Annotated in this window: 9 protein-coding genes; 4 read left to right on the top strand and 5 right to left on the bottom strand. The window is 38.6% G+C overall.

Annotated elements, in window-relative coordinates:
* Nucleotides 1-21: 21 nt before the first annotated feature.
* The gene (locus ACKI4H_RS02205; protein WP_407303553.1) at nt 22-1,092 is read right to left on the bottom strand and encodes a DUF1176 domain-containing protein; all 1,071 of its coding nucleotides are present in this window, start codon (nt 1,090-1,092) and stop codon (nt 22-24) included.
* Nucleotides 1,093-1,627: 535 nt separating this feature from the next.
* Nucleotides 1,628-2,824, bottom strand: coding sequence for a peptide antibiotic transporter SbmA (gene sbmA, locus ACKI4H_RS02200; RefSeq protein WP_407303551.1), 1,197 nt, complete (start codon nt 2,822-2,824; stop codon nt 1,628-1,630).
* Between the two features lie 650 nt (nt 2,825-3,474).
* On the opposite strand from sbmA, the gene ACKI4H_RS02195 reads away from it, so the two are divergent.
* A complete protein-coding gene (locus ACKI4H_RS02195) occupies nt 3,475-3,669 on the top strand; it encodes a hypothetical protein (RefSeq protein ID WP_407303548.1) in 195 nt (64 codons plus the stop codon).
* Between the two features lie 526 nt (nt 3,670-4,195).
* Here the strand turns inward: ACKI4H_RS02195 and ACKI4H_RS02190 are convergent.
* Nucleotides 4,196-5,002 carry a hypothetical protein gene (locus ACKI4H_RS02190; protein ID WP_407303634.1) on the bottom strand — a complete coding sequence of 269 codons (807 nt, stop codon included), beginning with the start codon at nt 5,000-5,002 and terminating at the stop codon, nt 4,196-4,198.
* Between the two features lie 272 nt (nt 5,003-5,274).
* Nucleotides 5,275-6,084, bottom strand: a complete 810-nt coding sequence (locus tag ACKI4H_RS02185) for a hypothetical protein (RefSeq protein WP_407303547.1) — start codon at nt 6,082-6,084, stop codon at nt 5,275-5,277.
* A gap of 309 nt (nt 6,085-6,393) precedes the next feature.
* Between ACKI4H_RS02185 and metG the strand changes: the two genes are divergently transcribed.
* The gene (gene metG / locus ACKI4H_RS02180) at nt 6,394-8,454 is read left to right on the top strand and encodes a methionine--tRNA ligase (RefSeq protein ID WP_407303545.1); all 2,061 of its coding nucleotides are present in this window, start codon (nt 6,394-6,396) and stop codon (nt 8,452-8,454) included.
* 224 nt (nt 8,455-8,678) lie between these two features.
* On the opposite strand, the gene ACKI4H_RS02175 is transcribed toward metG, so the two are convergent.
* The gene (locus ACKI4H_RS02175) at nt 8,679-9,716 is read right to left on the bottom strand and encodes a hypothetical protein (RefSeq protein WP_407303543.1); all 1,038 of its coding nucleotides are present in this window, start codon (nt 9,714-9,716) and stop codon (nt 8,679-8,681) included.
* Between the two features lie 97 nt (nt 9,717-9,813).
* Between ACKI4H_RS02175 and ACKI4H_RS02170 the strand changes: the two genes are divergently transcribed.
* Both ACKI4H_RS02170 and ACKI4H_RS02165 read left to right on the top strand, forming a co-directional pair.
* The gene (locus ACKI4H_RS02170; RefSeq protein WP_407303542.1) at nt 9,814-10,785 is read left to right on the top strand and encodes an MBL fold metallo-hydrolase; all 972 of its coding nucleotides are present in this window, start codon (nt 9,814-9,816) and stop codon (nt 10,783-10,785) included.
* A 218-nt stretch (nt 10,786-11,003) separates the two neighbouring features.
* Complete coding sequence (locus ACKI4H_RS02165; RefSeq protein ID WP_407303541.1) at nt 11,004-12,254, top strand: exonuclease SbcCD subunit D C-terminal domain-containing protein; 1,251 nt, start codon at nt 11,004-11,006, stop codon at nt 12,252-12,254.
* Nucleotides 12,255-12,259: the final 5 nt, after the last annotated feature.

Here is a 12,259-nt window from a genome sequence, read left to right as displayed (position 1 = left end):
CTTTTCTATTTATAAAATGAATCACTTCACAACAGCTTCAATCAGATACAAATCCCAGGCTCCCCCCGGGAAACCTTTACACATGCCTGTCCAGCGATCCAGCGTTTTCACAAAGACTTGACCATTCCAGACCCATTGACTCATTGCCCAGCAGTCTCCAAGACCACGACCTTTTTGCGCACTGCGAATTTCACCAGATGTAAAATCTGAGGCAAATTCAGTCACAAAGCTGGCCTTGTCTTTTAAAGATTCATCCAGCACCCAAGCCCCATAGCCTTCATTATAGGCACCCCGCCAACAGAGTGTGGTTGCCAGGACTTTATGATTGGTGAGTTTATAGAGTTCTATGGCTTGTGGTTTTGCCATAGTGTCCTCAGGAATGCCTTCACAAAATGCATGTGCATCCTGAAGCGCTGGCTGGGCAGCCATAAGAAGCGTATGTACGGTTCGGTACTGTTCAGTATTTGGCTGCAGTGTCAAATAAGGTTTTGCTACTGTGTTGACTTTATTAACCATCAGTTTTGGCTGTGCAGCCAGCACTTTTGATTCATTCGCCGATCCTTTTTTTACCAATGCCCCCACTGTACCTGTACGCCTCTGGAAATCATCCATTTTCAATAAGGTCGCTGTCATGCCTGAATCTGAAACCTGCCAGCTATAATATTTATTTTTAAACACAATTTTCACGTTTTTCTGGCTGTACTGTAATAATCCATTGATTTGCTGGGCATTCAAAATTCCAATGAAAGGCTGAGCTGAAGTATTTAAATTAACTGCACCAAAATCTCTGCCATTCAGATAAAGGCGAATATTTTTAAGTTTTTTACGCTCTAAAGTCTGACCATCACTAGATAAGGCAAATTTTACCTGAACTGGCTGTTTTGCCCCCGCTTGGCGCGTTAGCAATATTGAAGCCGGCATCACCTGAACATTATCTGGCTGATAACCTGCTGCACGGCATGTGCCGGTATTGCTACAATGGACCTCCCAGTCCCGATAAGAAAAAGACTGACCTTGAATATCTTGGGCCACAGTAAATGGACTCAACGTACTTAAACAAATAAGAGACATCAAACTGTAGAAAAATTTCATCTTTTCTTATCCCAGCCTTTTTTATCAATATACCTTCTAATGAGGACAATCAGTGTTGCTGAATCATTTCAAAATGCTTTTATTCATTCCTTCAAGTGCCCAGATCAACTGACTCATCTGGCTGCTCTTTGGGGGCCAATTTAAAAATTAAAATCAAAAAACCCACATGATACGAAATACTGATGAGTGCAAGGACTTTATAATAAATTCCTTAGCTGTTGGGCGGGTCACACTGAAATCTTATTTTTAAAGCAGATATTTAGATTTGATTTTTCTCCCATGAGAAGCGAAGCTTCGCAAGAGAAGCCTCTTGCAAAGACTTTAAATACTTTATTTAAAGTCTTTGGGCGGCAAAACTCATTCACTACCATGGAGTAGTAAATCTATCGCAGAAGCCGTAACTTTTTAACTTAACCCGACCTCAAACGGTTGTGAATAAGACTTCCATCTATCAAATAACCTAATCAATTTAAAATAAAAAATCAGTAAATTTCTTGACTGACTGGCACTATGCCGTCTTTTATTTCAATTCAGACTATTTATGCAAAGTCGACTCAAACGCTTTTAAACGCTTATAAATTGAAAGTAGTTCAATAATCGTTGGCCATGACTCAATCAAATACTGAAATGACTCACGCACCTTACCGAATACATTGGCAATCTGCATCATTAGACCTAAGGTAATCGTTCCTGCAGCAATGCTTGGGAATAACACAAATAAACCGTACAGATTATCCAGTTGCATATACCAAATCCGTACCAAGTTGAAATAAGCATAATGGAAATATAAACGGAAATAATTAAAACGAACCCTGCTAAATAACTCTTTTAAAGTCAGTGGGTCGGCACGTTCTGCATAATCTTCACCATAAACCAGTTCTTTACGGTACGCGGCTTCCACCTTTTGGTTATTAAACTCTAAACCCGGTAACTTATAACCCACTACCATCAGCACCACTGTACCAAAAACCGCCCAGCTAATGGCTGCCCAAACCAGTGCATACGGAATTTCACCAATCACTGGTAATTGTTTCACATGCGATGACAACTGCAATAGCACGGGTAAAAATGCCATTAAAGTCATCAATGCTTGAATGAAACTCACCCCCAGACTTTCCGTGGTTTTGGCAAATCGCATGGTATCTTCCTGAATACGCTGCGAAGCTCCTTCAATATGCCGTAACTGTTCCCAATGAGCGGTATAATAGTCATTCATCGCTGTACGCCAGCGGAAAATATAATGACTGACAAAGAACAGGTTAAATACCGCAATAGTGACATAAACCATTGCGACATATAGGAAAGTCATGGTTTCACTGTAGAGTAAATTGACATTTCCACCGCCACTGCCAAGCATTTTCTGAATCAGGTCATAAAACGGGCTATACCACGCATTCACGACGACATTGACCTGCACTGAAAACCAGATATTAAACAGAATAAAGGCAGAACCCCAGACCGACCATCCTTGCCATGGGTTACTGGATTTAAACCGCCAGAACAGGGCAAAAATAACCGTTGAAACCAGGAACCACAGATAAAACCATAAAAATGAAGGAGTCCAGAAACGGCTCACACCAATAGGCAATTCCGCCTCATGATATCCGGGTGCAAAACCTAAAAATGTTCCCCAACTACTTCCACCTGAATACCACAAAGCTACATTGATTAAAAACCAAAGCAACAATGACAAAAAGAACCACTTGGGGTTCGGAAAAAAAGATCTAAACATTGCGTATGGGTATTCCTTTATTTTTTAATGTACAACCTAAGCCATCCAATCAAACTAAATATATTTTTAGTCTCTATGGATGAATCCGCCATTATTCTAGTATTTTCATCTTTGTAACAACTTATTCACTGTTTGTGAAATGTTTTTTCGCGTGAGTCGACTTCGATAGCCCGACACTTCCATAAACAATATGTATTTTTAAATCCACCTATCGATGATATTTTCATTATTTCCCTTCATTAAGAATACTAATCTCAAAAGAAGATCAGCTTTATGCGATCTGCATGAAGTTGGTGAAGGTTAAGCCCAAGCATGTTAAGCGATCTGCTCTGATCTATTTTAAGATACCAGAACGGGTTTCCAACCTGAACCATGACCGATCCTCTTGATAACTTCCTAGACTAGCCTCCCTTCATTAAATCCATCTTAAAACAATATGAGAAAAACTATTCAATCAACTCATGAGTTTTACGTTATTGCTCAGCGAATAATTTTTAAAATATTCATGATTTTTTATTTAATGTGCATATCACATAAAAATTCTGTCTGATTTTTTTTGATTTAATTCACAATGCTGATAAAATTGGTTAAACATCTATCGAATTATGCTATTATTTCATTAGATTATTGAAAAAGCTCGGGGAAGAAAAATGGACAATTCAGTCATCGAATTATTAAAACCAGTCGTTCTAAAAAAAGAAAATTGTAATCCTTTAGTTTTTGAACAAGGGACTATTTTAAAAGTGGTAATGCATACGCCTACCGGTCTGCTTGTATCGGATGATTCAAACTTTAATTTTACCGTTTCTTTAAATGATAGAAATGAAGTATGGCGCGAACTATAAAATTTGATCCAAAATTTTTCACGTATAAAAGCCTGTATTGTATGATCTATATTTGAATGCAATTCCCCAGTCTCGATATTAAGATCATACAGTTTCAATTTGTTAAAATAAATCCACCAAGTTTTAGTGTGGTTATTCTTAATAGCACCAGAACAGTTTTCTCTGCTTAATCAACTCTTTTATTTTTAAGTTTCTATCTCGCGGTGATTCAAAACTGCCAAGCTGACAGAGTTCTCTATTTCTCATTCATTCGACGAAAAATTTGAATTTATCAGCCTTGTTTATAGATCCCACCGCTCGTTCAAGAAATAAAGATCCGCTTAATCATTCATTCAATATTTATTGTTCTTTTCATGTCTTTTATACCTAAAAATAGAGCAGATTAAACATGACTTTAACAAAGCTTATCTCTAAATAAATACACCATCCTGTGTTTGGATGGCGTAGTTACTGGGATTATTTCAGAGCTGTATTTAAATAAGTTTGTTTCAAAGCCACAGAATTCAACTTAATGATATTTATTTTATTATTTTCTAAGCGTCCTCATAAAACTCACCACCGAAAACAGCCAAACAAATAAGACAAAACTGCGTTCTTTGCTGAAATGACTGACATCAGTGCCATGCAAAATATTATGGCGAGTCATGGTCACGGTTGAGCTACTGTCCATCTTATAGGCTGCCAATTCTGCAAAATAAACATTCATTTCACAGGCAATTTTAGATTTATGCCACAAGCTCTTTATCTCATGCCCTTTTAAACCCGGAACAATTTTGTAGACATCGACAAATTTGGTCTGATTCTGTTTTAAGAAACCACGTTCAATCAGGACATCGGTCAATAAACCTTCCAGTTGAGCATACAAAAGCGGGATGCAGCCTGCAAAACACTGCATATCATACAGTTTAAACGCTTCTTGAATCACTAAACGGCGCTGCGCTTTATTTCCGGCATCAATCTCTAAAGCATCAAAGGCTTCAAGCACTTCAGTCTGGAAATAACCGGTATTGATCACATCTAAAAGATCGAAGCTTGCCACATCATCTTGATGTTGATTGATCAAGCTCCAGACATGAATCAGGTTTAAAGCATCATTGGCAAATTTTGCATCGGCCGGTTGATCCAGATCATCGGCAAGGACATCAAAATAAGCTTCTACTTGAGCATATTGACGTAATGCTTGCATTAAATGGGTATGTTCACCGGCAGACATTTCCTGAAGATATTGCTCGGCGTTTTGCAAAATGCCTTTCCCGAGTTTGTTCTGAGCATTCTGATTTTGTGGAATTCGGGTCACCGGCTGGTCGTAATCAAAATCGTCTTCATCAATCATGGTTTCACTCTTGGCACATTGCTTTAAGCGGCTATTATCACAGGTATTCAATACAGCACATAGCGCTATAAAATAAATACCAGAACAAACGATTGAATCCCAAGCGAGATTCAATCAACGACATACCCACTAAATAACAGTTCGCTTGATTTAGATATTGCCTGATATGCAGATGGGCCATGTTTTGATGGTATCGGAACGATCTTGAACTTTTCGGACTTTCTAGCCCCTTCAATCATGCCCTGATTGAAGGGGCTTTTTAGTTGAAACCATTATTTATGATTTTTGTGGTCAGATTTGTGTTGCCCAGACTGAGCATTTTTATCATGATCCTTGTTGGAATCATCTTTCAGATGAGTTTGATCTGAGTTCTTGTCCTTCGATGAAGAATCCTGATCCTGCTTTTTTGATTCATCTGACTGAGCTTGATCATCTTTCTTCATTTTGCTCATTGTGTCAGCCGCCATCTGTCTGAGTTCACCGAATTTGACACTGGCTTCACTCACTAACTCAGTAATCTTCTGTTTGGTATCTTCAAACTTATGCAGCGCCTCATCTTTTAAATTTGCCATAAGGTCCTGCTGGCCATCCTGACCCTCTTTAGAATTCTGTTTATCTGACTGTACCGACTTATCTTGATCAGATTTAGCATTTTTCAAATCTGAACCCTGCGCATTATTCTGCTGACTGTTTGAGTTGCTATTTTTTAGCTCATTCAGAATCTTTTCGCCTTTTTTCAGTAGTTCTTCACCAATGGCGATTGCCTTCGCCTTTAAGTCATCCATCTTGATGGTTTCAGTTTTTTGATCTGACTTGCCTGACTGAGCTTCTTGAGTATGATCAGAATTGTCTTGCTGGTCTGCATGTTCGCCATTTGGCTGAGCGCTTTGCTTAGCGTCAGACTTTTCATCAGTATGGTTCTTCTGGGCTTCTAGTATTTCCTGATATTCTTGCTTGTGCTGTTTATCGATTTCGTTCTGCTTTTGCTCTTTTTCAATCTTGTCATGCAGTTCACGTGCCTGTTGTTCTTTATCTTGGTTCTGCTTTGAAATACCTTGTCTGGTTATTCTGATCTGAGTCATGAGTACCCTCCCTGAGGTGTATAAAACTTATCAGACAATTTTTTAGCACAAAGCATGTAAAGAAGTGGGCGAATTAAGCAAACTGAAACAAAGGCTGTACATGTTGTTGCTATTGCTTGCAGGAAATTGCATGAAGGTAACTTGATCAATTGTTTAATAGTCGCTCATCGGATGATATCGAATTTTGTATTTGAATATTCCGGTCGCTTTATTGGGTGTGCTTCAGCTAAAGCATTTCTTTGTAATCCCCTCTGCATCATGTAAAATTATGGCCCATTGCATAATGAATACGAATGAGAGAGTGAATCCGTGCGTAAAATCCTAGTCACCAATGCCCTTCCTTACGCCAATGGCCCCATCCATATGGGTCATTTACTCGGTTATATCCAGGCAGATATCTGGGTTCGTGCCATGCGTGCAATGGGTCATGACGTGACGTATGTCTGTGCGGATGATGCTCACGGCACAGCCATCATGCTGCGTGCTGAAGCCAATGGTATTGCACCGGAACAACAGATTGCCAATGTGCAAAAAGAACATATCCGTGACTTTGATGGTTTCGGTGTTCATTTTGACCATTATGATTCGACCAACAGCGAAGAAAACAAAAATCGCTCGTCTGAGATTTACATCAAAAACCGTGAAGCAGACAACATCGCAGTTCGTCCTGTAAAACAGTTATTTGATCCTGAAAAAGGCATGTTCTTGTCAGATCGTTTCATCAAAGGTACATGCCCGAAATGTAAAGCTGAAGATCAATACGGCGACTCATGTGAAGTTTGCGGCGCGACCTATAATGCAACAGAATTGTTGAATCCAAAATCGACTTTAAGTGGTGCTGCACCTGTTGAGAAATCATCAGATCACTACTTCTTCAAACTTCCAAATTTTGCTGAATACCTGCAAAAATGGACACGTGATGAAGGTCGTCTGCCTGTATCTATTGCCAACAAGTTAGATGAATGGTTTGAAGCCGGCTTAAATGACTGGGATATCTCTCGTGATGCACCGTATTTCGGTTTTGAAATTCCAGATGCGCCAAACAAATATTTCTACGTTTGGGTAGATGCGCCAATTGGTTATATGTCTAGTTTTGAGAACTACATTAAAACCAAACGTCCTGAGCTTAGCTTTGATGATTACTGGAAAAAAGATTCTAAAAATGAGGTGTATCACTTCATTGGTAAAGACATCGTGTATTTCCATGCATTGTTCTGGCCTGCAATGCTTGAAGGTGCAAACTACCGTACGCCATCTGGCTTGTTCGTAAATGGTTTCTTGACTGTAAATGGTCAGAAGATGTCGAAATCTCGTGGTACCTTCATTAAAGCTGAAACCTATTTAGAGCATTTAAACCCAGAATATTTACGTTATTACTTTGCTTCTAAACTTTCTGACAAAGTTGAAGATTCGGACTTGAATCTGGATGACTTCGTGCAAAAAGTGAATTCTGACTTGGTTGGTAAAGTAGTCAACATTGCCAGTCGTTGTGCAAAATTCATCAACACCAAGTTTGACAATAAATTATCAGCAACTTGTGCTGAGCCTGAACTGGTGCAAAGTTTTATCGATGCGGGCGCTTCAATTGCACAAAACTATGAAGCACGTGAATTCTCTGCTGCGATTCGTGAAATCATGGCGCTTGCTGACCGTGCGAATCAATACATTGATGAGAAAAAACCTTGGGCGCTTGCAAAGCAGGAAGGTCAAGAACAGCAAGTTCATGACGTGTGTTCAGTCGGTATCAACTTGTTCCGTCAATTGGCAGTTTATTTAGCGCCTGTGTTGCCTACTTTGGCAAAACAAGTTCAAGATTTCTTGCAATTGGAATCTTTCGATTTCACTTCGCGTACAGAAATCCTGGTAGGTCATGAAATTGCATTGTTCCAACCACTTATGCAACGTGTAGACCCGAAAGCTGTTGCTGCCATGGTGGATGCATCTAAAGACTCTTTGGCTGCACCTGCTGCTGAACCTGCAAAAGCCGAAAAGAAAAAAGAGAAGAAAGCTGAGAAAAAGCCTGAACCTAAAGTCGGTGAAGCTGAAATCATCGGTATCGAAGATTTCATGAAGATTGACCTTCGTGTTGCTGAAGTTTTAGATGCTGCACATGTGGAAGGTTCTGACAAGCTTCTTCAATTGACTTTAAATGTAGGTGAAGCTGAGCCACGTAATGTGTTCAGCGGTATCCGCGAGTTCTACCAACCAGAAGACCTGAAAGGTAAACTGGTGGTGATGGTTGCTAACCTTGCGCCACGTAAGATGCGTTTTGGTATTTCTAACGGGATGGTACTTGCGGCGGGGAATGGCGACGGGGTTTGGGTGATTTCACCTGAATCTGGTGCTAAACCGGGTGATAAAGTTTCTTAAGATTTAGATCGAAAGATAAGAACAAGCCTCTACATTGTAGGGGCTTTTTTATGCCTTTAAATTCCCTCTCCTTTTTTAAAGGAGAGGGTTAGGGAGAGGTTAATAAATTATTGCTTTACTTTTGAAAGATCAAAAGTAACAAAAATCTTTTGTTCGCTTGATGATACTTCCATGTATCACAAGCCAACGGCGACATCCCTGTCGCCAGAACATCAATCTAATTTCTACTTTGTTAAAAACTTTGGAATACTCAATATCTCAGTATTAATTTTTAAATATTCATAAATAACCAAACTTTTATCTGCTAAACGTCCATCATTTGTAATGAAGTAGTGACAATAACTTGCATAGGCTACATGTGAAATATCAGCCTGTGCACTGATAAACTTTTTTTCGTTTTTAACTTTCTTTTCAGGTCTGTACCCACTTAAATTTAAATTGCTATAAATTGCATGTATCTTTTCAAAGTTGTGCTCTACATTTTTAATTCCTAAAAAAGCATCTAACTCTAATCCATCTAATGAGGAATTATTTGCTTTAAGAGTTTCCCAAATTTTCATTAGAATATTTGGGAACTGATGTTGATTAATTTCATCAATATTGAGTTTTAGTTCTTTTCTGTAAGCTAAATGAGCATCTTTTTCACTGTTAGCGTGCTTCATACAATCAGCATTTTTTCGCACAGTTTCTTCAAATGCGGGCATATGTTTTTTTAAATCATCCAATTCATCTTCTTTTTGCTTAATGAATAAATTAAATAGTGGATGTTCAATTTTTTCATTTTTTAAAATATTTATTTGATGATCAAGAAATTCTAATAATTTATATTGTGTCTCAATTTGTGAATCTGCCATACTTTTATAATCTTGAATACCACCATACATTGCAAAAATATTTTTCTGAAGTGGATTTATAAATTCATCATATTTCAAACTTTCACTAATATATTCTTCATAAAGTTCAATGGTTGAATCTGACAAAAGCCTCATCTGTCCCGTAAATCTAAACTGTTCATCCATGACTGGTTTAAGATAAATAGCATGTAAGCGATTTAATAAACTTAGGAATGCATCAGAATATTTTTTATCTTTTTTCCCCGCTTTATAGATTTCCTGAAATGAAATATCTGAATAGACCTCTTGGTAACGATCAACAAAGCCTTCAACAAAAAGAGAATCGTTATCAATACAATCAATGAGTCCATCTAGAATATTCTGATCTAAATAAGCTAAAGGTTTTCCTGAATACTTTGGTTCGATCATACACTGCTCTTATTTAATAATTGTATATTTTATAAACAAGAAAAAATTTAGACAATGTGTTAAAAATATTTATCTTCCTAAAACTTATAAATATCCCATGAAAACTTTAAAACCACTTTTCCTCGCTCTTACCTTTAGCACAGCAACCCTCACCACTATTCAAGCTGCTGAACCACAAACCATCCAACCACAAAAACAGGTAGCAGGTTACTATCAACATCAATTGGGCAATACCCAAATCACTGCCCTACTCGATGGCACAAACTACCTAAACCCTGCCATGTTTAAAGGCTTAAGCGACACAGAAAAAACTAATATTTTAAATAAATACTATGCCGACCAGGCCAAAGGTGTGCAAACCTCGGTGAATGCTTTTCTGGTCAATACCGGTTCATCGCTGATTTTAGTGGATAGTGGCGCATCACGCTGTAACGGTCCAGATTTTGGCTCGGTACACAAAAATCTTATCGCGGCAGGTTACAAGCCAGAGCAAGTGGATACTATTTTACTGACTCATTTACATCCGGATCATGTCTGCGGCATCAGTGAGAAAGGAACTGCCAGCTTTCCGAATGCCACAGTTTATGTTGCCGATACTGAAGCAAATTATTGGCTCAATCCAAAGCAAGTATCAAAGCTACCCCAAGAGAAACAAGCCAGATTCAAACAAACTGTAGAGAAGATTCAGCAAGCTGTTCAACCCTACCAAGCCACAAAACGTTTTAAAACCTTTAAATTAGGTGACAACATTAAAGGTTTTGATGTGATAAGTACGGCGGGTCATACACCGGGACATTTTAGTTTTGCATTCAATTCTAGTGATGAAAAAATCGTATTTGTCGGTGATATTGTCCACTCGCATACCATTCAGTTTGACCACCCTGAAACTGCCATTGATTTTGATGTAGATCCGAAAAAAGCTGTAGAAACACGTTTAGCCCAGTTTGCACGATTGGCTAGAAATGGACAGACGGTAGCTGCGCCGCATTTACCATTCCCGGGCATTGGACATATTTATTCTAAAGATGGAAAAAGCTATCAATGGATTCCTGTACATTTTAAAGATTGATGTAAAAGTAAACACCTAACAGCCCTGTCCGAGTTCAGCGGGGCTTTGTTATGGATATTGATTTTCAGTTTATCCAACTGATAACAGATAAATTACTTGCAGTATATTTGGGGTTAAATAGCAGAATATGAAAAAGAAGTTTTGCAAACTCCCCTGTAATTAAACTGCTGTTTTGCCTATAGTATATGCGAGGCAAATTTTAGGGATTGTACATCGATATGGCGGTTCATTTTTTTCATACATCAGATTGGCATTTGGGGCAATTCTTTTATAACCATTCACGCCAGTATGAACATGAACAGTTTTTAAATTGGTTGCTTGAACAAATCAAACAAAAACAACCGAATGCCCTACTCATTGCAGGCGATATTTTTGATGTGATCAATCCTGCATCTGCCGCACAAAAACAGCTCTACCAATTTTTAGCCGATGCACATGAACTTGCCCCATATATGCAAACGCTGATGATCGCAGGTAATCATGATTCAGGTTATCGCATTGAACAGGTCGAACCCTTACTGGAAAAATATAATGCCAGAACGGTTGGTGTGGTGCGCTGGAAGGAAGACAAGACTTTAGATCTCGATCGTTTACTGCTGCCGATTTATGACTTGGATAAAAATATTGTGGCGTGGTGTTTAAGCCTGCCCTTTTTACGTGCTGCGGAAATTACCGGTTTTAATGAGCACACCACCAATAGCCAAAATGCGATTGCCTATTTGCACCAGCAACTGATTAGTGAAGCCAAAAAAAGAAAAACATATGATCAAGCGCTGATTTTAATGTCACATGCGCATATGCAAGGCGGTGAAACTTCCGACTCTGAACGTCCGATTATTATTGGCAATGAAGAAGCGCTGTCTACCGCATTATTTGATGATGTGATTGATTATGTGGCGCTTGGGCATTTGCATAAACCACAAAAAGTTCAGCATCCGCATATTCGCTATAGTGGCTCACCCATTCCACTTTCATTCAGTGAAATCAACTACAAGCACCAAGTGGTTGAAGTCAAAATTGAGCCATCCAAAGCGGATGAAACTACTTTTCAATTTGAAGCATTGCCCATTCCACGCAGTATTCAACTGCACCGGATTCGAGGTGAACTGAATGAGGTGTTTGCCCAGCTTAAAGCCATGGTGAGTGGCGAAATTACCAATATTGATCAACGTGAATATATCGATATTGAATATCATACCGATACACCTCCATTGCCCAATTTAAGACAACAGTTTGAAGATGCCTTGCCTAAAAACCGCTATCGTCTGGTGAAAATTTCACGTCAATACAAAAATCTTGAAATACAAAATAGCACTGCAAAAATTCAGCTTGAACCGCCAACACCAGAAAAACTGTTTGAACAAATTTGGAAGAATAAAGGTTATGTGCAAGATGATGCCGTGTTAAAAGATTTTCAAAGCCTGGTTCAAGAAGCTCATCATTCACTTGAAAATAAAAACACGCTTTAAGGATC

The organism is Acinetobacter sp. (genome assembly GCF_045628685.1).
Lineage (GTDB): Bacteria > Pseudomonadota > Gammaproteobacteria > Pseudomonadales > Moraxellaceae > Acinetobacter.
This window is presented reverse-complemented; position numbering and strand designations above follow the sequence as displayed.